This window comes from Polaribacter sp. KT25b (assembly GCF_900105145.1).
GTDB lineage: Bacteria > Bacteroidota > Bacteroidia > Flavobacteriales > Flavobacteriaceae > Polaribacter.
Genome location: NZ_LT629752.1, coordinates 746923 through 770560, shown reverse-complemented (window position 1 = coordinate 770560; position 23638 = coordinate 746923). Strand labels below are relative to the sequence as shown.

Annotated in this window: 21 protein-coding genes and 1 other RNA gene; 10 read left to right on the top strand and 12 right to left on the bottom strand. The window is 28.1% G+C overall.

What is annotated here, in order from left to right:
- Positions 1-22: 22 nt before the first annotated feature.
- Positions 23-586, top strand: coding sequence for a hypothetical protein (locus BLT70_RS03075; RefSeq protein ID WP_091891401.1), 564 nt, complete (start codon positions 23-25; stop codon positions 584-586).
- On the opposite strand, the gene BLT70_RS03070 is transcribed toward BLT70_RS03075, so the two are convergent.
- Entirely contained in the window at positions 583-804 is a 222-nt protein-coding gene (locus tag BLT70_RS03070; protein WP_091891398.1) for a DUF3820 family protein, read from the bottom strand. The two genes, BLT70_RS03075 and BLT70_RS03070, sit on opposite strands and share 4 nt — an antisense overlap.
- Positions 805-2010 (bottom strand): NAD(P)-dependent oxidoreductase, encoded by a 1206-nt coding sequence (locus tag BLT70_RS03065; RefSeq protein ID WP_091891395.1) that lies wholly within the window; start codon positions 2008-2010, stop codon positions 805-807.
- A gap of 252 nt (positions 2011-2262) precedes the next feature.
- Here BLT70_RS03065 and ssrA point away from each other — a divergent pair.
- Positions 2263-2656: a transfer-messenger RNA gene (gene ssrA, locus BLT70_RS03060) on the top strand.
- 238 nt (positions 2657-2894) lie between these two features.
- On the top strand, positions 2895-3980 hold the full coding sequence (locus BLT70_RS03055) for a glycosyltransferase (RefSeq protein WP_157691830.1): 1086 nt from the start codon (positions 2895-2897) through the stop codon (positions 3978-3980).
- 11 nt (positions 3981-3991) lie between these two features.
- Here BLT70_RS03055 and BLT70_RS03050 read toward each other — a convergent pair whose 3' ends face one another.
- Positions 3992-4879 (bottom strand): glycosyltransferase family A protein, encoded by an 888-nt coding sequence (locus tag BLT70_RS03050; RefSeq protein WP_091891390.1) that lies wholly within the window; start codon positions 4877-4879, stop codon positions 3992-3994.
- Positions 4876-5565: a cell division ATP-binding protein FtsE gene (locus BLT70_RS03045; RefSeq protein ID WP_091897359.1), complete on the bottom strand. Its 690-nt coding sequence runs from the start codon at positions 5563-5565 to the stop codon at positions 4876-4878. The genes BLT70_RS03050 and BLT70_RS03045 overlap by 4 nt, the downstream gene beginning before the upstream one ends.
- A 163-nt stretch (positions 5566-5728) precedes the next feature.
- Here BLT70_RS03045 and BLT70_RS03040 point away from each other — a divergent pair, with 163 nt between their 5' ends.
- The 6 genes from BLT70_RS03040 to BLT70_RS03015 are packed head-to-tail and all read left to right on the top strand — an operon-like array spanning position 5729 to position 14784.
- Positions 5729-8758, top strand: a complete 3030-nt coding sequence (locus BLT70_RS03040) for a tetratricopeptide repeat protein (protein WP_091891387.1) — start codon at positions 5729-5731, stop codon at positions 8756-8758.
- A gap of 6 nt (positions 8759-8764) precedes the next feature.
- The gene (locus tag BLT70_RS03035) at positions 8765-10546 is read left to right on the top strand and encodes a TonB-dependent receptor (RefSeq protein ID WP_091891384.1); all 1782 of its coding nucleotides are present in this window, start codon (positions 8765-8767) and stop codon (positions 10544-10546) included.
- Positions 10547-10581: 35 nt separating this feature from the next.
- The gene (locus BLT70_RS03030; protein ID WP_091891381.1) at positions 10582-11301 is read left to right on the top strand and encodes a CDC27 family protein; all 720 of its coding nucleotides are present in this window, start codon (positions 10582-10584) and stop codon (positions 11299-11301) included.
- Between the two features lie 59 nt (positions 11302-11360).
- Positions 11361-12794 carry a M20/M25/M40 family metallo-hydrolase gene (locus tag BLT70_RS03025; protein ID WP_091891379.1) on the top strand — a complete coding sequence of 478 codons (1434 nt, stop codon included), beginning with the start codon at positions 11361-11363 and terminating at the stop codon, positions 12792-12794.
- Between the two features lie 4 nt (positions 12795-12798).
- On the top strand, positions 12799-13161 hold the full coding sequence (locus tag BLT70_RS03020) for a MauE/DoxX family redox-associated membrane protein (RefSeq protein ID WP_091891376.1): 363 nt from the start codon (positions 12799-12801) through the stop codon (positions 13159-13161).
- 9 nt (positions 13162-13170) lie between these two features.
- A complete protein-coding gene (locus BLT70_RS03015; RefSeq protein WP_091891374.1) occupies positions 13171-14784 on the top strand; it encodes an amidohydrolase in 1614 nt (537 codons plus the stop codon).
- Between the two features lie 24 nt (positions 14785-14808).
- Here the strand turns inward: BLT70_RS03015 and BLT70_RS03010 are convergent, their stop codons facing one another.
- Positions 14809-17025, bottom strand: coding sequence for an FUSC family membrane protein (locus BLT70_RS03010; protein WP_091891371.1), 2217 nt, complete (start codon positions 17023-17025; stop codon positions 14809-14811).
- Positions 17026-17219: 194 nt separating this feature from the next.
- Between BLT70_RS03010 and BLT70_RS17375 the strand changes: the two genes are divergently transcribed.
- Positions 17220-18062 (top strand): FKBP-type peptidyl-prolyl cis-trans isomerase, encoded by an 843-nt coding sequence (locus BLT70_RS17375; RefSeq protein WP_231962805.1) that lies wholly within the window; start codon positions 17220-17222, stop codon positions 18060-18062.
- 51 nt (positions 18063-18113) lie between these two features.
- Here the strand turns inward: BLT70_RS17375 and trpA are convergent, their stop codons facing one another.
- From trpA to trpD, 7 genes are all read right to left on the bottom strand, one after another.
- Entirely contained in the window at positions 18114-18881 is a 768-nt protein-coding gene (gene trpA, locus BLT70_RS03000) for a tryptophan synthase subunit alpha (protein WP_091891368.1), read from the bottom strand.
- Between the two features lie 124 nt (positions 18882-19005).
- Positions 19006-20190, bottom strand: a complete 1185-nt coding sequence (gene trpB, locus BLT70_RS02995; protein ID WP_091891365.1) for a tryptophan synthase subunit beta — start codon at positions 20188-20190, stop codon at positions 19006-19008.
- Between the two features lie 57 nt (positions 20191-20247).
- Positions 20248-20955, bottom strand: a complete 708-nt coding sequence (locus BLT70_RS02990; protein WP_091891363.1) for a phosphoribosylanthranilate isomerase — start codon at positions 20953-20955, stop codon at positions 20248-20250.
- A gap of 121 nt (positions 20956-21076) precedes the next feature.
- Complete coding sequence (gene trpC, locus BLT70_RS02985) at positions 21077-21865, bottom strand: indole-3-glycerol phosphate synthase TrpC (protein ID WP_091891360.1); 789 nt, start codon at positions 21863-21865, stop codon at positions 21077-21079.
- A 29-nt stretch (positions 21866-21894) separates the two neighbouring features.
- Positions 21895-22254, bottom strand: a complete 360-nt coding sequence (locus tag BLT70_RS02980; protein ID WP_091891358.1) for a four helix bundle protein — start codon at positions 22252-22254, stop codon at positions 21895-21897.
- Positions 22255-22280: 26 nt separating this feature from the next.
- On the bottom strand, positions 22281-22451 hold the full coding sequence (locus BLT70_RS17210; RefSeq protein ID WP_172824376.1) for a hypothetical protein: 171 nt from the start codon (positions 22449-22451) through the stop codon (positions 22281-22283).
- Positions 22452-22585: 134 nt separating this feature from the next.
- Positions 22586-23575, bottom strand: a complete 990-nt coding sequence (gene trpD / locus BLT70_RS02975) for an anthranilate phosphoribosyltransferase (RefSeq protein ID WP_091891356.1) — start codon at positions 23573-23575, stop codon at positions 22586-22588.
- Positions 23576-23638 lie beyond the last annotated feature (63 nt).

Here is a 23638-nt window from a genome sequence, read left to right as displayed (position 1 = left end):
TATTAGCAAGATTTATTAATTTATGGAAAAACAAGATAACTTTCAGTTAAACTTTTCTTTAAAGGGATATTCAAGTATCCAGATTGGAGTGTACTTTCTATTAGCTGCTTTTTCTATCAAAAAAATACTCGAAGGTTTTTTAATTGATGGCAACCCAATGAGCTTGTTATCTACTGAAATTATTGAGTATTTAGTTTTAGGAATTATCTTTTTAACAATATTATTTTCTACTTTAACTTTATTTTATAAAGGTAGAAGAAAGGCCAGAAAATTAGAATACAAACTATGGAATTCTAAAACTAAAAAAAACTTTAAGCTATTTTCATTTAGTTTTACTCTTATTTATTTAGTTTTATTTTACTTAACTACCCACCATTTTGCAGATTATTTAACTCCTACTTTTTTATTTTTATATGGTATTTCGCTTTTATTTCTAAAAATTAAAAAAAGTAAAAATCTTTTTGTGTTATCTGGCATTAGCTTATTACTTACAATGATTTGTGTTTTAATTCCAAACTACTGGTATTCTTCTATTTATATTTTAGGGGTTGCTCATGTTATTTACGGCATAATTATTAAAGGTTAAAATTTGTTTCTAATTTCTCTTACAATATCTTCTAAACCATTTAATTGAAGCTCATAAACCAACTCCATTTGTTTCCCTAATTTTCCGTGTGGAAAACCTTTATTTTTGTACCAAACAATATAATGTTCTGGTAAATCAATTAAAAATTTGCCTTTATATTTACCAAAAGGCATTTTCATTTTTGCTAAGTCGATAAGAAATTGTTTATCTTCTGTCATTTATTCTTTACCGTCTAAATAATCTTGTAAGTAAGAAAAACGTGCAGTTAATTTTCCGTTTTCTGTCATTTTCGCACGTTCTAAAACGCCATCTTTATCATCATTAAAAAAAGCAGGAATTACATTTTGCAAAAACATTTCTCCAAAACCTTCGCTCGCATCTTGAGGTAACTCGCATGGTAAATTATCTACTGCCATAACAACAATAGCGTTTTTATCTTTAAAATCTACTTCTAATTCTGTTTGCGGATTGTAGCCATAAAAAGGATCTGCGATTGTAGAAGCTCTTAAAGTTGATGCTACAGGACCATCTACATCACAAGAAATATCTGCCACGAATTTAATTTTAAAGTCTACTGATTTTGCATCTTCTCTTGTAAATAAATAAGGAGCACCGTTACCATAAAAATGCCCAGCAATAAAGAAATCTGTTACTTTTGCAAATTGCATAAAATTAGATTCATATTGTTCTGGATGATCGTAAAAATCGAAATTATCAATAATTTTTCCATCTTTACGTTTGTTATAATCTAGCACGTCTGCCAAACAATACACTGGTTCATTAAACGTTTTAGTTACATAATCATTTACAGAAACTTCTTTTATTTTCATAGCATCTAACATTTCTTTAGCGCCGTAAGCAACTTTTCCGTTACCTGTTAAAAGAATTTTAATATTTTCTATATTTATTTTATTTAACTCGGAAATTAATTCTTGCTGATTTTCTAAAGTCTCTGCTTTGGGCAAATTAAATGTCTCTTTAGATTTACCAATTGCTCTAAAACCATTGTAAACACCAACAATACCAGCATAACGACCAAAGCCTATTAAACGCAACCCATTTTCTTTAACAATTGTTTCGTGATCGAACAACTCAATATTTTTGTCTAAAATTGCTTTTAATAATTGTCTATTATAAGGTTGCTTTTTAATTGTATGGCTAAAGAAAAAATATTTTTTATTAGGAATTAAAGCATCTATAGGAACTTCTTTAACTCCAAATAAAACATCACAATCAGACATATTTTCAGTAACTTCTAATCCGCCTGCTTTATAAGCTGCATCCGAGAATACTCTAATATCTGAAGATTCTACCTTAATGGTTGCCTTCGGATATTTCTCTTTGAATTCTTGTAGCTTTTCTGGTGAAAAAACAACTCTTCTATCTGGTGGATTTTTACGTTCTTTGATAATGCCAAATTTCATGTATTTATGTTTTTGAGCTACTAAATTGTTTAAACAAAACACTTCTAAACAGGTTTAGTAGAGTTGGTATAATATTTGTTCGAAGATATTAGATTTTATAATGATAAACAACTGTATTTTTTTATACTTTTGCAATCCATATTTCTAGATTAGAAATATTTCTTTGAAAAAATAAAATGAAGAGTTGATGAGTTCCTGAATCAAGTTCAGGATCAATTCAATTACGCAAATTAAAATTTGCTATTTCATTGAGGGGACGACTGGTTTTGACAGCAAGGACAGTGAATTTGTAAGCATACCGAGTTATGAAATAACACTCGTAAAACCTAATTTCAACTTTTTAAACGGCGAAGATAACTACGCTTTAGCTGCTTAATCCGAATCATAGTAGGATTGGCCTAGGCACACAAGGTGTGCAAGCTTTATGTCCACGAAAAGCCTTGATTTACGGCGATTCACTTTTGGGCATCGTAAAAGTAAATATAGAAAACTTGAAGCTTTGGCAAGTTTTTGAATCTAAAGAAGATAAGCTAAAAGCAGATTGTTCTTAATCAGCTTTTGGTCGAAAACTAAGAAAGAACTAAGTATGTAGAAAGCATTTTGGCTGCTTGTTTGGACCCGAGTTCGATTCTCGGCGTCTCCACTCCTAACCCTGTAAATACTTAATTTATAGGGTTTTATTTTTCAAGGTATCAGAAAAGGTGTAAATTAATAATTTCCCTTAATTTTTTTTTCAAATTATTTTTTCTTTTTTGTAAGAACTTAAAATAAGAAACGACTATCAATTTGATAAGATTCTTCTTATCATTCTTTTTCATAGCAATTTCCCACTTCTTTTTAAGGAGTGGGTTTTTTATTTTTTATATTGCACTAAAATATGTAAGTTGAAAAAAATTATTGTAACTGTTACAAATGATTTATCTACAGACCAAAGAGTAGATAAAGTTTGTACTACTTTATTTAATGATGGTTATAAAGTGCTGTTAGTTGGTAGAAAATTAAAAAACAGCGTTCCGATAAGTAGAGATTATGAAACAAAAAGAATAAAACTATTTTTTAATCAAGGTTTTTTGTTTTATGCTGAATTTAATTTTAGAATCTTTTTTGTTTTATTATTCTCTAAAAAAAACATTTTACTTTCAAATGATTTAGATTCTCTTGTTGCAAATTATGCAGTTAGTGTACTTCAAAACAAAAAATTGGTGTACGATAGTCACGAATTATTTCCAGAAATACCTGAATTAGTGCATCGTCCTTTTGTGAAAAATTTCTGGTCTTCTTTAGAAAAATTATTACTTCCGAAACTTAAAAATACGTACACTGTTTGTAAAAGTATTTCTGATTTTTACAACAACAGATACGCAACTAATTTTAAGGTTGTAAGAAATTTACCAACCTTTAAAAAAATTGAAAAGAGTAAATTACCTTTTTCTACGGATGGTAAAAAAATTATCATTTATCAAGGCGCTATAAATATTGGACGTGGTTTAGAATTGATGATCGATGCAATGGAATATTTAGATGATTATCTATTAATAATTGTTGGAAATGGAGATATAATATCCGATTTAAGAGAAAGAAGTGAAAATAAATCAACAGAAAATAAAGTACATTTTTTAGGTAAATTATTACCAAATGAATTGCAAAAAATTACTCCTTTAGCTGATATTGGCTTGAGTTTAGAAGAAGATTTAGGATTAAATTACAGATACGCTTTACCTAACAAAATCTTTGATTATATACAAGCAGAAATTCCTATTTTAGTTTCTGATTTACCAGAAATGAAACAAATTGTTTTAGACTATAAAGTTGGCGAAATTATAAAATCAAGATCTCCAAAAGGTCTTGCTAATCAGATACAAACTATGCTTAAGGTTGATTATTATAAATCAATAAAAAAGGCAAAACAAGAATTAACTTGGGATCATGAAAAAACAATACTTCTAAATATTTTCAAAAATTTAAAATAATTATTTTTTATTTATTTTTGAGGATTTTCTTTCCTTTTTAAAAAACAGATATAACTTACTTTTAATAGGTTCAAATATCGTACAGAAGACAATTTCTCTGCTTTCCTTTCGAAAAAAGGATACAGTTTTATCAAAAGATAATTTAATTTTAATCGTGTTAATAAATCTACAAATGCTAATAATCTTTGTTTTTCATTTTCTAAAAAACCTTCTTTCCCTAAAAAAACAAGATTATCCATTGCTTTTTTTGTTTTAGCTATAAAGATTTTATTATCATCTATACCTAGATGAAATACTTCATTCTTTATATGATTGATTGAAAGTTTTTTTTCTAATAAACTAACGGAAAACAATAAATCTTCTTTACCATATTCCAACAGTTTTTCTTCGAACTTAACTTTCTCAAAAACCTTTTTTGCTATAAAAAAATTTCCAGTAAAAAAATATTTAAGAGGTTCTTTTATCCTTTCTTCTAAAGCAACTTCTTCGTGTTTTTTACCATATTTATAGCGTAAATATTTTTTATTTTTAGTATGATTTTCATATGCAATTCCTCCGCAAAAAACATTGTTTTTTTTTGAAATCTGTTTAAAATAAGTTGTTATAAAATCGCTTTTAACAGGAATTACATCCGCATCTAAAAAAAGTAACCAATTAAAATTTGCCTTTTTTGCTAATAAATTTCTAATTGCACTTCTACCAATATTATCTTGTAAAATTTCAAATTTTGAATAAGATAAGGTATTTATTTTCTCATTTAAAATATTTTCTTTCGAATAAGAGCCGTCATCTAAACAAATAATTTCAAATTTTATGTTTGATTTTATAAATTGTCTATGAATTTCTGCAACTAAATTGTATGCATTATAATTGTATGTAGGTATTAAAACTGAAATCATTCAGAATCAGATTGTCTAGAAACTTCGAACAATTCGCCACCTTCTATTTTTAATGTTTTGTGTTTAAATTTAACAATTAATTGATAATCGTGAGTAGCCATTAAAATTGTTTTGCCACTTTTATGAATCTCGTTTAAAAGATGCATTACTTCTAACGATGTTTTTGGATCTAAATTACCTGTTGGTTCATCTGCCAAAATTAATTCTGGGTCATTTAATAACGCTCTTGCAATGGCAATTCTTTGTTGTTCTCCTCCAGAAAGTTCAAAAGTATTTTTATAATATTGAGATTGCATGCCTACTTTCTCTAAAACTTCGTTTATCTTTTGTTTAATTTCATCTTTGTTTTTCCAACCTGTTGCTTTTAAAACAAATTCTAAATTTCCAAAAACCGTTCTATCGCTTAATAATTTAAAATCTTGAAAAACAATTCCTATTTTTCTTCTTAAAAATGGAATTTCTTTATCCTTTAAATTCTTTAAATCGAAGTCTACAATTTTTCCAGAACCACTCTGCAAGCGTAAATCGCCATAAAAAGTTTTCATTAAACTACTTTTTCCACTTCCTGTTTTACCTATTAAATAATAGAAATCTCCTTTATTAATAGTTAAATTCACCTTAGATAAAACCAAATTATCTCTTTGATAAATGTCTGCATTTTCTAAATGTAAAACTGGTTTTTCCATAAAAATAATTGTTTGTACAAACTTATAAGTTTCTGTTGATTTTAACACAATAAATTAGAACAATTCTTACTTTTGATGTAAAACATTTTTTAACTTTTTTTTTCGTTTACATCAAACAAAATTAAAAAATGTTCGTTTATTAGATAACAACAAACACAATTGTATGAAACTACGTTTTGTAAAAAAACATTTCTTATCGGTATGCTGCTTTCTAGCAGTTTTTACTGTTTATTCTCAACAAACTATTGTAGACGCAAATGTTATTACAGATTTTAATAATGCATTAGAATTGTACAATAACAAAGCTTATGCTGCTGCGCAAAAAGTATTTGAAAAAATACAAGTAAACGCTGTAAAAAGTTCTAGCCTAAAGGCGGATGCTTCTTATTATGATGCCATGTGCGCTGTAAAATTAAATCAAACAGATGCAGATCAAAAAGTATTAGATTTTGTTGATGAAAACCCAACAAGCAATAAAAAAAACAAAGCTTTTTTTAATGTTGCCAACTATTATTTTGCGAATAAAAAAGCTTCGTATGCATTAAAATGGTATACCAAAGTGAATGTAGATTTACTTTCTAAAGAAAATCAGAAGGAATTAAACTTTAAAATGGGTTACAGTTTATTGGTAACAAATAACCTAGAATTGGCAAAAAACAAATTTCTTCCTTTAATAAATGATGCTAAATATGGCAACGATGCTAGATATTATTATGGATTTATTTCTTATAAATTAGAAGATTACGGACTTGCTGAATCTACTTTAAAAGAAATTGCCGATAACAAATCTTACAAAGCAGAAATTTCTTATTATTTATTAGACATCAGTTTTAAATCAGGAAAATTTGAACGTTGTATTATTGTAGGAACAGAACTTTTAAAAACTTCTAAACGAAAAGAAGCTTCTGAAATTTCTAAAATTGTTGGAGAAAGCTATTTTAATCTTGGTAGATACCAAGAAGCAATTCCTTATTTAAAAGCTTACAAAGGTCAAAAAGGCAAATGGACAAACACCGATTATTATCAATTAGGTTATGTTTTTTATGTACAAAACGACTATGTAAATGCCATTAATTATTTTAACAAAATTATTGACGAGAAAAATGCTGTTTCACAAAATGCATATTATCATTTAGCAGAATGTTATCTAAATATTGATAAAAAAACGGAAGCTTTAAATGCTTTTAAAACTGCTAGCGAAATGACATTTAATCCTAAAATTCAAGAAGATGCTGCTTTAAATTACGCAAAATTAAGTTATGAAGCTGGTAATCCTTTTCAAAATATTTCTGATGTTTTACAAGATTATTTAAAAAAATATCCAAATTCATCTTCCTATAATGAAATTAATGAACTTGTAGTTTCGTCGTTTATACATCAACAAGATTATAAAGGTGCTTTAGATTATTTAAAAAAGAAAAACTCTGTTGAAAACACCGCTTTAACAACTGAGGTTTCTTTGTACAGAGGAATTCAGTTATTTAATGACAATAAATATAAAGAATCACTTTCTTATTTTGCAAAAGGCAAAGAATCTAAAAACGAAGAAATTTATCAAAAAGCACTTTACTGGGAAGCAGAAACGTTATTTAGACTAAAAAATTACGAGGAAGCTGTTACTAAATTTGTATCAGCAAAAAGATTTATAAAATCTAATAATGAAGAATTTTCTTTGATTGATTACAATATTGGTTACAGTTATTTTAAGTTAAAAGAATACAATAAAGCTATTAATGCATTTAAACAATTTTTAGCTGATGATATAGCTGATAAATCTATAAATGATGATGCTTTAGTTCGTTTAGGTGATAGTTATTTTGCTACTAGAAATTATGCTGATGCTATAAATTCTTATCAAATTGTGGTAAGAAATTTAGGTACAGATGCAGATTACGCAGAATATCAAATAGGAATGAGTCATGGTTTTAGAAATGAAAGTGAAGCTAAAATTAAGGCTTTAACAAGCGTTGTAAATAATTTTAAATCGTCTTCTCTAAAAGACGACGCATTGTTTCAATTGGCAAATACGTATATTAAAATTAAAAATAATGAAAAAGCACATCAAGCGTATGAACGTTTGTTGCAAAATCATCCTAAAAGTTCATTTTTATCAAAAGCTTTGGTAAGACAAGGTTTGTTATATTACGGCGATAATCAGAATAAAAAAGCATTGGAAAAATTTAAACTTACTGTGCAAAAATTTCCAAATACTTCTGATGCAATTCAGGCGGTAAACAACGCAAAAAACATTTATTTAGATGAAGATAATTTAGATGAATATGTTGCTTGGGTTAAAAAATTAAATTTTATAAATGTTTCTGATGATGATTTAGATAACTCAACTTTTTTAATTGCAGAAAGAAAATATTTTGAAGGTAAAAACAACAAAGATATTATTGTTACTTTAAATAAATACTTAGAAAAATATCCAAAAGGAGCTCATAATTTAAAAGCTAATTATTATTTAGCTGATATTTTATTTAAAGACAATCAATTAGACAAGGCAATTGCTAATTATAAAGTGGTTTTAAAGGCAGGTACATCTGAATATAGTGAAGATACTTTAGCAAAATTATCGCAAATTTATCTAGAAAAAGAAGATTTTGAAGACGCTCTCCCGCTATTAGAAAGATTAGAACAAGAAGCGTATATTGTTGAAAATGTACAATTTGCCCAAAGTAATTTAATGAAAGGGTATTATGAAACCGAAGCTTATAAAAAAGCAATTTCTTACGCAAAAAAAGTACTTTCTATTGATAAGGATAAAAATTCTTTAATAGAAGATGCTAAAACTATTATTGCGCGTTCTTCTTTTAAAATTGATGATTTTGATACTGCACAAGAATATTATAATTCGGTTGAAAAAAATGCAACTGGCGAGTTAAAAGCAGAAACACTTTATTACAACTCGTTCTTTAAAAATCAACAAGAAAACTATGAAGCATCTAACAAAGTTATTCAAGAATTAATTGCAGATTATTCTGCTTATAAATATTGGGGAGTTAAAAGTTACGTAATAATGGGTAAAAATTATTACAGTTTAAAAGACGCTTACCAAGCAACTTTTATCTTAGAAAATGTAATTAAAAACTTTTCTCAATATAAAGATATTGTAGATGAAGCTCAAATTGAGCTTACCAAAATAAAAGAAAACGAAGCCAAAACTAATAATTCAATCATCCCAAAAAATTAAAACATAATGAAAAAAGGCTTTTTTATATTTTTATCTTTATTCGGCATTTTAACTATTTCTGCACAAAAAAAATCAACAGAAAAAGAAAATACCGTAAAGATAGATACAGTAAAAACAGAAGTGGTTGAAGTAGAAACCAAATACAATCCTAAGATTGCAGATGCTACTAAGATTAAAAAAAATCCGACTTTAAAATTATTAGACAAAAGCAAAAAGAAAAAGTTAAATTATAACATTTTCTCTGCTCCTGTTGCTTCAACTTTTATACCTAAAACAGGTGTTGTAAAAGGTGTAGATGTTGGCGTAAAAGAACGTATTTATGATAATTATATTGCTGCTGGTTTTGGTAATTATACATCTCCTTATTTAGAAGCTTCTATAAATAGTAGCACTCGTTTTGAAAACGAATTTGGTTTTTATACTAAATATGCTGCTTCTTTAGCTGATATTGATAACACAGTTTTAGACAGTAATTTTTCAAACTTTTTGGCGAGCGCTTTTTACAAAAAAGAAGAACGTTATTTTGACTGGAAAGTGAGTTTAAACTCCGAAAGAAATCAATATAATTGGTATGGATTACCAAACAGTAATTTTACACAAAATACAGTTGATTTAATTAATGAAAAACAGACTTATAATTATTTTAATATTGTTGGTGAAGTAGATTTTTTAGACGCTTACTTAGATAAAAGTAGCATTTCTATTGGTTATTTTTCTGATGCTTTTAACAGCAACGAAATATTAGTAAATATTAACACACACCTAGAACTGCCTTTAGATATGATTTATAATCAACTAGATAATCTTGATATAAAAGCTGGATTAGAACTTTTAAATGGTAAGTTTGAAAAAAACTATACAACAGAAAATGAACTAAAGTATTCTATTTTTACAGTAAAATTAAATCCAGAATACAAAACTACATTCAGTGGTTTTTCTTTAAAAATAGGCGCAAAAATATTTGGCTCTTTCGACACAGAAAACAGCGTAAATAACTTTTTAGTTTATCCAGATCTTCATATTCAAAAACCAATAATTGAAGAGTATTTAAATATTTATGGTGGCGTTTCTGGTGATTTAAAAACAAACACTTACAAAGAGTTTTCTGAAGAAAACCCTTATTTATCTCCTACTTTGTTTATCACACAAACATCAGAAAAATATAATGCTTTTATTGGTTTAAACGGTAATTTTAATAACGATATTAGTTTTAATATTTCTGCAAGTTTAAAAGCAGAAGATGATAAACCTCTATTTTTAAGAAACAACTCAAAATCCGACGGAACTAATACTAGTTTAAATGGAGTTGATTTAAAAGGCTATGAATATGGAAATTCTTATAATGTGGTTTATGATGATATAAAAACGACTTCGATTTTTGCAGAAATTGAATACGATTTTACTAAGAGAATGACTTTTGCTACCAACATTCAGTTTGACGATTTTTCGATGACAAATCAAGCAAAAGCATGGAACTTACCAACATTTCAAACCTCTTTTATAGCGAAATATAAAACGAATAAATGGTATGCTACTTCCAATATTTTTTATATAAATGAACGTCAAGATCTTATTTACAGTGCAACTTATCCTTCAAGTACAAGTGGTTTTCAAACTTTATCTTCTTATGTTGATGTAAATTTAAATGGTGGTTATCATTTTAATGATAAGTTTTCTGTTTTCTTAAAATTAAATAATGTTTTAAATAATAACTATCAACGTTTTGCAAACTTTGATGTGCAAGGTTTCCAAGCATTAGGAGGCGTTACTTATAAGTTTGATTTTTAATTGTTTTAAAAAAACATCTTTAGTATCTTTATAAAATGTTAGTATATTATTTAACCATTGGTTTACAAGTTTTTTGCATGTATCATGCATATAAAAACAGAAGTAATTATTATTGGTATTTAATTATCTTTTTACTTCCTCTAATTGGTTGTTTAATCTATTTATTTACGCAGGTTATCAACAAGCGAGATATATCAACAATTACAGAAGAAATTACTACAATAATAAATCCAACGAAGAAAATTAAAGATTTAAAGAAAGAACTTGAGTTTTCTAACACATTTCAAAACAAAGTAAATTTAGCAAATGCTTATCATGAAAGTAAAGATTACCTAAACGCCATTTTATATTACGAAAAAGCTTTAGAAGGTAATTTTAAAGACGATCCTTATACAACTAATAAATTATTGCATTGTTATTTTAAAACCGCTAATTTTGATAAAGTTATAGCATACGCCAACAAAATAGATATTAATAAAGAATTTAAAGACTCTTTATATTTTTACGGATTGGCTTTAGAAAAAACTGGAAGATTAGATGAAGCAGAAATTCAGCTTAAAAAAGTTGATAAAAGATATTCTAATTATCCAGAAAGATTAGAATTATCTAAATTTTTAATTCGACGAAATAAAAAGGAAGAAGCTAAAGAAATCTTATCAGATATAACTTCAGAAATTACAGCAATGAATTCTAAAAATCGAAAAAAATATAATTCTATTTTATCAGAAGTTCAAAAATTATTAAATCAGCAATAACAACTTATATTTCTCATTTCATTTTTGTAGTTTTATAAAATCTAATTATAAACTACAAAATGAAAAAACTGATTCTCTTATTCGCCAGCGTCATCTGTTTGTTTTCTTGCACTCAAAAGATAGAAAAAACAATAAATTCTGATGCGCTTTCATCCGAAGAAAAAATTGATTCTACAAACATAAAAACCCTTTTCAATTCAGCTTTAACTGAAGGGAAATCGTATGAATGGCTTAGAGATTTAACTCAGAATATTGGCCCACGTTTATCTGGTTCAGAAGGTGCTGCAAAAAGCGTTATTTGGGGAGAAAAAATCATGAAAGAAGTTGGTTTAGATTCAGTTTGGTTACAACCAGTTATGGTTCCTCATTGGGTTAGAGGCGAAAAAGAAATTGCAACATACACAACAAATGGCGTGCAAAAAAATGTGCCAATTTGTGCATTAGGTTTTTCTGTGGCAACACCAGCATCTGGAGTTTTAGCAGAAGTAATTGAAGTAAAAAGCTTAGAGGAAGCAAAAGCATTAGGTAATAAAATGGAAGGAAAAATTGTGTTTTTCAATCGTCCTTTCGATGATACTTTAATTAACACTTTTAGAGCTTATGGAGGTTGTGTAGATCAACGTGTACAAGGCGCTGAAGTTTGTGGCGAGTTTGGCGCAAAAGGCGTAATTGTACGTTCTATGACAAATGCTATTGACGATTTTCCGCACACAGGAGTTATGATGTATGGAGATTTACCTGTTGAAAAATACATTCCTACTGCTGCAATTAGTAGCAGAGGCGCAAATATTTTAAGTGCTGATTTAAAAGAAAACCCTAGTTTACAATTCTATTTTAAACAAAGCTGTGAAACGTTACCAGATGCACCTTCTTTTAATGTTGTTGGTGAAATTAGAGGAAGTGAAACTCCAGAAAATATTGTAGTTGTTGGTGGTCATTTAGATTCTTGGGATTTAGGTGAAGGCGCGCATGATGACGGAACAGGAATTGTACAATCTTTAGAAGTTGCATATTTGTTTAAGAAGAATAACATCAAACCAAAAAACACGTTGAGAGTTGTCTTTTTTATGAATGAAGAAAACGGAACAAGAGGCGCAAAAGAATATGCAGAATTAGCCAAACTTAACAAAGAAAAACACATTGGTGGTTTAGAATCTGATGCTGGTGGTCATACGCCAAGAGGTTTTTCTATTGATGCAAATACAGTAAACACAAAACTTTTACAAAGTTGGAAAAAACTGTTGTCACCTTATGGTTTACACGATTTAGACAAAGGTGGTTCTGGCGCAGATATTGGACCTTTAAAAGATGAAAATGTAACTTTGGTAGGTTACAGACCAGATTCTCAACGTTATTTTGATTATCATCATACAAGTAGTGACACGTTTGATAAAGTAAACAAACGTGAGCTTGAATTAGGAAGTGCTTCAATGGCAAGTATTATTTATTTAATGGATAAATATTTATACAGTAATACGCCTGTAAAACCTTAATTTAATGACACTTTTACTACTAATTCTTAGAATTATTTTTGGTGCTTTTTTCTGCTACGCAGGATTTATGCATTTTAAAAAACCAAAATTCTTTAACGGATTTATTCCTGATTTTTTACCAAAACTAACAGTTAATTATGTTTTTGGAGCCATCGAATTCATTTTGGGAATTAGTCTATTTTTTAATCCAACAATAAAAAATGGAGCATTAGGTATTTTTATTCTGATGACATTATTTCTCCCTATTCATATTTGGGACTTATTGAAAGAAAAACCAGCAATTGGCTCTAAGAAACTAGCAATCATAAGGATTCCTCTTCAATTTTTATTGATGTATTTATCTTATTTAATTTATATAAATTCTTAAATCAATTCCATGAAAAACATATTTATACTTTTTATACTTTCTTTATTGATGGTTTCCTGTCAAAAAGAAAAAGCAGACTTAATTGTTATTAATTCTAACACTTATTTAGTTAACGAAAAATTTGAACACGCAGAAGCATTTGCAATTAAAGATGGTAAATTTATTGCTGTTGGCACATCCAAAGAGATTCAAGAAAAATATAAATCAGACTCTATTATTGATGTAAAAAATCAAACAATTGTTCCTGGTTTAATTGATGCGCATTGTCACTTTTTTAGATTAGGATTACAGCAACAAAAGGTAGATTTAACAGGAACTAATAGTTATGATGAAGTTTTAGCAAAATTGGTCGATTTTCAAAAAGAAAAAAATTCAACTTTTATAACTGGTCGTGGTTGGGATCAAAATGATTGGGACGTAAAAGAGTTTCCAACAAAAGAAAAATTAGATCAATTATTTCCAACAATTCCTGTTGCTGTTGGTAGAGTTGATGGTCATGCATTATTGGTAAATCAAGCTGCAATTGATTTATCAGAAATTACAGCAGACACAAAAGTTTCTGGCGGAGAAATTATTTTAAAGGATGGAAAAATGACAGGTATTCTTATTGATGCTGCAATGGATTTTATCAAATTTCCAGAAATTTCCAAACAAGAAGCTATTCAAGGTTTATTAGATGCTCAAAAAATTTCTTTTTCTTACGGATTAACCACTGTTGATGATGCAGGCTTAGATAGAAATACAATAGAATTAATTGATGAATTACAAAAAGAAAACAAATTAAAAATACGTGTTTATGCCATGGTTTCTGGAGATAAACAGGAACAAATTGATTACTATATCAAAAAAGGAATTACAAAAACAGATCGTTTAAATGTTCGTTCTTTTAAAGTTTATGGTGATGGCGCTTTAGGTTCTAGAGGCGCTGCAATGCGCAAACCATATTCTGATAGAGAAAATCATTTTGGAGCCTTAATTTATGCGCCAGAAAGATATCAAGAAATAGCCAAACAAATTGCTGCATCAGAATTTCAAATGAACACACACGCAATTGGTGATTCTTCAAATACTTGGATGTTAAAAACATACAAAGAGGCTTTAAAAAATCAAGAAAATAGACGTTGGCGAATAGAACACGCTCAAATTATATCATCAAAAGATTTTTCAAGTTTTGATAATATTTTACCATCTGTGCAACCAACACATGCAACTTCGGATATGTATTGGGCAGAAGATAGAATTGGAAAAGACAGAATGAAAGGAGCTTATGCGTATAAAAACTTATTAAATAAATATGGCAAAATCGCTTTAGGAACAGATTTCCCAGTTGAACAAGTAAATCCGTTTTTAACATTTTATTCCGCTACTTATAGAAAAGATTCAAATAATTTTCCTGAAGATGGTTTTCAAATGGAGAACTCATTATCAAGAGAAGAAACCTTAAAAGGAATGACAATCTGGGCTGCTTTTTCTAATTTTGAAGAAGAAGAAAAAGGTTCTATAGAAGTTGGTAAATTTGCAGATTTTGTAATTTTAAGTCAGGATATTATGACTGTTGATAGTGATCAAATAATTAAAACAACAGCTGTTTCAACGTTTGTAAATGGAGAGAAAGTGTATTAAGAAATTTAAAACGAAGTAAAACTCTTAAATTTTTTTCACGGTTTTCACTAAACTTTCTGATAAATTAAATAGCCATCTTATTTGTTCTGACACTAATTGGGTTTCGTGCAATTTCATTCTCATTTCCTTTGAAATTGGCAAACCCTTTTCAATTTCCTTATCTCTTTGAATTGATAAATCTTGAAAATAGTCTTCATAATTTTTATTTGCAATTTCTAACTCTTTACTATCCAAAGAAATAGTAGATTCTTTGTTATTTAATTTGTCTATTGCTTTTTCTAAATTAAATAAAATATGTTTTACAAAAACTTCAAATTCTTTAGGAACTTTACCTGTTTCATTGGTTCTTATGTACATTCCTAAAGATGAAAGCGATGACAAATACGTATTACAAATTGTAATTAACTCATAAATTGTTGCTATATTTTCTTGTTTAGATTTTGGTTCTTGAACCAATCTTTGGTAAGCAGCATTTAAATTTGCAACCTTTACAAAAGCTTCCTTTCTAACCAACAAATATGCTGTAGAAACCTCACCTTTTTCATGGTATAATATATTTATCTCTTTTAAAAACTCTAAAAACCCTTCAATCGAATTTGTGAAAAATTCTTTAATACTTTTAGCTTCCCAAACGGGCCAAAAAAAGTAATTACCAACGAAAGCCAATAATGAGCCAGTTAATGTATCAAAAACTCTAAACTCAATAACCATTAAAATATTTGGATGTATTAACGCATACATAGAAATAACATACAGCGTAATAAATGCGGCGGCATTTCTATAGTTTTGTTTTACTAAAGAAAAGCCAATTATTAAAGATAATGTGGCTATTATACCATAAATAATTGCATTTTTAGTTAAAAACACAATTCCGATTCCAACCGCAGCACCAACCAATGTACCTAATACTCTATTTTTAATTCTATCTTTTGTTAAGCCATAACTAGGTCTCATTATTACAACTATCGTTAAAAGAATCCAATATGGTTGTTGCATTTCGATTGCAAAACCAATTAAATAACCAATTAACATAGTAAGTGTTAATCTTAGAGAATGCCTAAATATTGGCGACTTTAAACTAAAGTTTTCTTTAAGAGTTTTAATATCGTAATCTTGCGGTGTAATAAATTGTTCTGCGTCTTTTATTGCCCTTATTTTATCATTTTTAGCATAGTTATCTATTACTCTAACAATATCTAATAAATTCCGAATTTGTTTTTCTTGATATGCTTTAAAATTTAATAAGAAAATAACACCTTCTCTAGATTCTGGCAAGCCTACATTTACTTTATAAATTTCAATATGATTTTGTATTTTTTTAAGTAATACATTAAAATTAGTTTGAAATGTAAGTTTTTCTTCTTTTAAAATAACTCTTGAAATATGGTTTAATCTTTCTGAAATTTCAAAAATTAAAACTTTAAACTCATCTATTTTCTCATGATGTTCTTTAAATAAATCATCAAACTTTTCATAATCAATAGTATTTGAAATGGCTAATTCATATATTTCAATAATCTTAGAAAAAATTAATTGTTGACGCCTTGTACGATTGCTAAATCCGGCACTTAATCTTTTATCTAAAATAACTTCTCTTATGGTTTCTTGAAGCTCATTAATTGAAATTTGAAGTTTAAAATTCTCTTCTAAAAGAGCACTTCTGTCATTAACTTCAACTAATAATTTACCTCGTATTTTTATAAATTCTGATGTTTTTTCAAGTAATTCAACAAATAGAAAATCAGCTTGCGCTTTTGGAAGTATAAATTCAGTTAAAATTGTTAAAAATAAATACCAAAAACCACCTAAAGCAATAAATAATGCATGTTCAAAAACAGAAACCTCAGCTGTTTGTTGTGCAAAAGCTAAAACTAACGATATTAAACCTGCTAAAGAAACTAAAGAAGCTCTAAAACCAAATACCGAAATATAAGAAACTGAAAACACTAAAATAATTAACAAAGGAATTATAAAAAGAAGAGAACTACTAAAATAACCTATTAAAAGTGTTATTACAAAAGTTAAAATTATAGAAGCCAAAATACCGTAAAACTTATGTTTTAAACTTCCTGGCACATCAGATGGCGCACAAAAAATAGCCCCTAAAGCAATACTAAATCCTATATCAAAACTATCAAAAAAATAAATTGACATCAAAACAGGAATTGCCATTGCTGTAGCAACAATAAATGCTTTAATAAAATGAATACTTTTAAAGTATCTAATTAGATTATTAACCATATATAAAATAAAGTTCAAATTTAAGAAGTATTTTTAGGTAAGTCTATTAATTTTAGTAAATTTAAATAAGTTAAAAACAGCTTAAATAAAAACGAAAAACAATTAAAAAAAGAGGAGTTTCAACTTATTTAAATTGTGAAAAGGTTTTTTAAAATAATCAAAGTATATTCGCTTAAATTTATAAAAACTTAAAAATGAAATCTTATTTATATTTATTTTTTTCCCTAATTCTTTTTACCGCTTGTTTAAATGATGATGATTCTAATTTTAATCCAGAAACAGAAGAAGATATCATTCAATATATAAACGACAATAGTTTAAACGCTACAAGAACAGATTCAGGATTATACTATATAATTAACAATGAAGGTACAGGAAATTATCCAGCAGAAAACTCGGTTATTGATGTTGTTTACACTGGCTATTTTTTAGACGGAACTGTTTTTGATCAAAATGATTCAGGAATAATAAACCTAAATCAAGTTATTGAAGGTTTAAAAGAAGGTTTTCAACTTTTTAGAGAAGGTGGAGAAGGCAAATTAATAATTCCTTATGAATTAGCTTTTGGAGTATCTGGAAATTATTCTGGTTCTATTCCTGGAGGTGCCGTTTTAATTTTTGACATAAAAATTACAGCAATTTACGAAAATTATAAGGCTCAAAATGATGCAGCAATTTTACAATATATCGATGATAATGATTTAATTGCTACTAAAACAGCTTCTGGTTTGTATTATGTAATTGATGATGAAGGTACTGGAGAAAGACCAACAAGTACATCTAACGTTACTGTAGACTATAAAGGTTATTTTTTAAATGGAACTGTTTTTGATGAAAGTCGTTCTACTGGAGTTTCATTTGGTTTAGACCAAGTAATTGCCGGCTGGACAGAAGGAATTACTTATTTTAAAGAAGGTGGTGAAGGTAAATTATTAATACCATATTATTTAGGTTACGGAGAAGAACTGTATAATTATACAATACCAGGATATTCTGTATTAATTTTTGATGTAAAATTAATTAGCATTGACGATTAAAAAATAAAACCATAAAAAAAAAGCGAAACTTTAAAAGTTTCGCTTTTTTTTTTAAGAGATTATTGGTTTTATAAAATCATCAATTTTATCAATTCCATTATTACCTAAGTTTTTAATAAAAGCAGAACCGATAATAGTTCCGTTAGCATAATTACACGCAGTTGTAAACGTTTGTTTATCAGAAATACCAAAACCAATTATTAAATTACTTTGTAAATTCATGCTTTTTATTCTTTCGAAATAAGCAACCTGATTATTAGAAATATCTCCTTTAGCTCCTGTAATAGAAGCAGAAGCAACTACATAAATAAAAGCTTTAGAATAAGAATCTATCTTTCTAATTCTTTCTTCTGACGTATGAGGCGTAATTAAAAATACATTTGTAATTCCGTATTTTTCAAACAAGTCTTTATAATGATTTTCAAACTCTATCATTGGTAAATCTGGAAGAATAACTGTATCAATACCACAATCTACTATTTTCTGGCAGAATTTATCTTCACCATATTTTAACATCTGATTTAAATAACCCATTAAAACTAAAGGCGTTTTATTATAACCTTTAACTTCCATTAATTGATCAAAAATTAAATCTAAGTTAATTCCGTTTTCTAATGCTTTCTGACTACTATCCTGAATTGTTGGTCCATCTGCTAAAGGATCTGAATAAGGTAAACCAACTTCAATAAAATCTACGCCGCTTTTTTCTAATTCAGTAATTACTTTAGTAGTGTCATTCAAATTTGGATATCCACAAGTAAAATAAATAGACAATAAATTTTTATCTTTTTTCTGAAATAATTTTTCGATTGAATTCATAATTATTCGGTTTTGTCAGTTCGAGTGATTTTCGATTTTATTGAGAAAATTGTATCGAGAACTAATTGCATCTCGATACTAATTTATTCGTCTCTCATAAATTCACTCGATGTGACATTTATTTTTAATCTTCTAAATGTTTGATATAAGTACTTAAATCCTTATCTCCTCTACCAGATAAATTCACAACCACAACTTGGTCTTTTTTAAACTTTATTTTTGGTAAAACAGCCAATGCATGAGCACTTTCTAAAGCAGGAATTATTCCTTCAATTCTTGTTAACTCATAAGCGGCAGTTAAAGCTTCTTTATCTGTTGCATTCATAAAAGTTGCTCTTTTAGAATCATATAAATAAGCATGTAAAGGACCAACTCCAGGATAATCTAAACCTGCAGAAATAGAATATGGCTCAACAATTTGTCCATATTCATCTTGCATTAAAATGGTTTTAGAACCGTGAATAATTCCTACTTCTCCTAATTGAGACGTTGCTGCACTTTCTCCAGAATCAACACCTAAGCCTCCTGCTTCAACAGCAATTAACTCTACATCTTTATCATCCATATAATGATAAAAAGCACCAGCAGCATTAGATCCTCCACCAACACAAGCAATAATTGTATCCGGATTTTCTTTTCCTGTTTTTTCTTTTAATTGCCATTTTATTTCTTCAGAAATTACAGACTGTAAACGTGCAACCATATCTGGATATGGATGAGGACCAACTACAGAACCAATTAAATAAAAAGTTTCTGGATTCTGAATCCAATATCTAATAGCTTCATTTGTAGCGTCTTTTAAGGTTTTACTTCCACTTAAAGCAGGTACAACTTTGGCTCCTAACATTTTCATACGAGCAACATTTGGTGCTTGACGCTCAATGTCTTTTTCTCCCATAAAAACAGTACATTCTAAGCCCATTAATGCACAAACTGTTGCTGTAGCAACTCCATGTTGTCCAGCTCCTGTTTCTGCAATAATTTTAGTTTTCCCTAATTTCTTAGCAACTAAAATCTGACCAATCGTATTGTTTACTTTATGTGCGCCAGTATGATTTAAGTCTTCTCGTTTTAAATAAATAAAAGCACCATATTTTTCTGACAAACGTTTTGCTAAATACAAAGGACTTGGACGACCTACATAATCTTTTAATAAAGATTTGTATTCTTCTTGAAATTCTTCAGATTCTAAAATCTGAATATAATTGTCTTCTAATTCTTTTACATTAGGATATAACAATTCTGGAATAAATGCTCCTCCAAATTGTCCGTAATATCCATTTTTGTCTGGTTGAAATTTTGATTTCATATTTTATAATATTCTGTCATTGCGAGGCACGAAGCAATCTCTTAATTAATAAGCAGATTACTTCACTACGTTCGTAATGACGTTCTTTTTAAACTTTTCTAATTCTTCAATTCTCTTAACTCCTGGTTTACTTTCAAATTTACTATTTACATCTAAAGCATAAATAGGCAAATTAGATTTCATAATTTTCTTGACTTCTTCAACATCTTCTAATCCGATTCCTCCACTTAAAAAGAAAGGTGTATCAAAAGGATATTTTTCTAAAACAGACCAATCAAATTTTGTTCCGTTCCCTCCTCTTTCTTTTCCTTTTGTATCAAATAAGAAATAATCTACAACCTCTACATACGGTTTTAAAACATCAAAATTAAATTCGTCTTTAATTCCGAAAACTTTAATAACTTCAACTTCATTTTTAGAAATATAATGTTGATTTTTTTTCTTTTTTATCTGCTTATTTTCTTCAATAAATAAAGTTCTTCTTTCTGTTAACTGATTTTTTAAATCTACAACATATTCTACAGTTTCATCTCCATGTAATTGGATTGCATCTAATCTATATTCTTCAACCAAAGAAATTACAATCTCAATATATTCATTGACAAAAACGCCTGTTTTTTTAATTGAATTAGAAAATTCTGGAATAATTCCTTCAAAATTTCTTTTTGATTTTTCATAGAAAATAAACCCTAAATAATCAGGTTGCAACTCTGCAACTTGCTGAATATTTTCTACATATTTCATTCCACAAACTTTCAGTTTCATAATATAATTTTATTGCTGTCACTTCGAGTGGTTTTTGACTTTAGGAGAAAACTGTATCGAGAAGTTATTTTGTTCTCGATACAAATTTTTCGTTCCTCAAAATTCACTCGAACTGACATAACTATCTAATTTGATTGATAAAGTCTAAACAAGCTTCTCCAGGATTTTCTGTTTTCATAAAGTTTTCTCCAATTAAGAAACCTTGAAAACCAAATTCTTTTAATCCTGTAATAATCTTTGGATCAGAAATTCCACTTTCTGAAACTTTTAAACAAGTATCAGGAATTTGACCCGCTAATTTAATTGAATGCTCTAAATCAACTTCAAAAGTCTTTAAATTACGATTATTAATTCCGATAATTTTATTATCTAAATCATTAATTTTATCTAAATCTTCTTGCGTATGTACTTCGTATAAAACCTCTAAACCTAAATCTGTTGCTAAGTTTCCGTAGTTTTTTAATTCTGTTGATGTTAAACAAGAAGCTATTAATAAAATTACATCTGCTCCAATTGCTTTTGCTTCTACAATCTGAAAACCATCAACAATAAAATCTTTTCTTAAGATTGGTTTTTGTTGATTGATGATTCTTGCTTCCATTAGATCTGCCATGGTTCCTCCAAAGAAAGAAGTATCTGTTAAAATAGATTGAGCAGCAACATTTGCATCTAAATATCCATTCGTAACATCAGCAATAGTTGCTGTATCGTTGATAATTCCTTTTGAAGGTGATTGACGCTTATATTCTGCAATAATTCCTGTAGAACCAACTTCTAACAAAGATTTTTTTAATGAAAAAGTTTCTCTTCCAAAACTTGGACTTTTAACTAAATTTTGAACAGGAACTTCTGCTTTTATCTTTGCAATTTCCTTCTTTTTAAATGCGATTATTTTATCTAAAATTGTCATATAAATAATTATGAATTCGAAATTATTAATTACGAATTAGTGCTTCTTACTGTTTTTTGAATACTTCCGATAATTTTTAAAATTTCTTCAATATCTGTAATTAAAGATTCTGATTCTTTCTCTGATAAATAATCAGTATCTTTTAATAAACGAATCCAATAATGAGATTCTCTTGCTTCCTTATAAGCGATTGTTAATTTAGCAAAGAAGTCTTTTCTACTTTGTCCTCCAATTGCTTCTTCAACATTTGCCCCAATTGATGTTCCTGAGCGCAACAATTGTTTACTCAATACAAACTCTTTCTTTTCTTGAGATAAATGTTTGTATAGTTTAACAACTCGAACTGCGAAATTATAGCTTTTGATTTGAATTATATTATCCTTTTTCATAAGTCGTAATTTCTAATTCGTAATTGTTAATTATTTAACTTTTTGTTCCTATACTTAAGAAAAAAATAAATTATAACTCCTACAACCAAACCAATTAAAGTCTGTTTAATAACACCTTTTGTTTGCAAACCTATAGCTGCTCCCATTATTAGAAAAGCAGGAATAATCAAAATTATATTCTTTTTCTTTTTTGTCATTATTACTATTTATTAAAACATCTCGATACAAATTTGTTCATTCTTCTCAAATTCACTCGATGTGACAATAAGTATGTCAGTTCGAGTGATTTTCGATTTTTTTTTGAGAAAATTGTATCGAGAACTTTTTCATTTTATAGACTTACTAATTTATCTAATGTTTGTTTTGCTTTCAATCCAAAAAGTGAATCTTTTGCTTCTGCAAAAGCAGTTTGAAAAGTCTTATTTTCATCAACAATTGTCAATGCAAAAGCAGCATTTGTTAAAACCACATTATTTTGTGCTTCAGTTCCTTTTCCGTCTAAAATAGATTTAAAAATTTTGGCTGCATCAGCAACAGAAGTTCCTCCAAAAATTTCTGATTGTTGAATTCTCTTTTGCCCTAAATCTTCTGGGTTTATAATTTGTTCACCGTTTTTTGTAAACAACTTAAATCCGCTTGTTAGCGAAATTTCATCATAACCATCTAAAGCATGAATAATTCCGTAATTAATATTTTCTTCTTGTAATATGTAATTGTACAAACGTGCAATTTCCATATTAAAAGTCCCTAACATGTGGTTTTTTGGTGAACTTGGGTTTACCAAAGGGCCTAACATATTAAAGAATGTTTTTAACGCCAACGCTTTTCTCGTTGGTCCAACAGCTTTCATAGCTGGATGAAATTTTGGCGCATGTAAAAAGCAAATATTTGCTTTTTCTAAATGCTCTTTTAAAACATTTTCATCATTAGTAAAATTGTAGCCAAAACTCTCTAACATATCTGAAGAACCAGATTGAGAAGACACAGAATAATTACCGTGTTTTGCTACTTTTTGTCCTGTTCCTGCAACAATAAATGATGTTAAGGTTGATATATTGAATGTATCTTTTCCATCACCACCAGTTCCAACAATATCAATGGTATTATAATCTGATAAATCTACTTTTATTGATAATTCTTTTAATGCATTTCTAAAACCAGAAAGTTCATCTGCCGTAATTGGGCGCATCATAAAAACAGTCATAAAAGAAGCTAAATGTGCATCATTATATTTTTCTGCAGCAATATCTTTTAAGATTTGTGTAGCCTCTGATTTAGACAATCTTTCGTGATTATAAAGTCTATTTAAAATTTGTTTCATTAAAGCCCCTTTTAATTTCCCCCAAGGGGAAAAATACTCTTGTGTTAATTTTACTCTTTATTT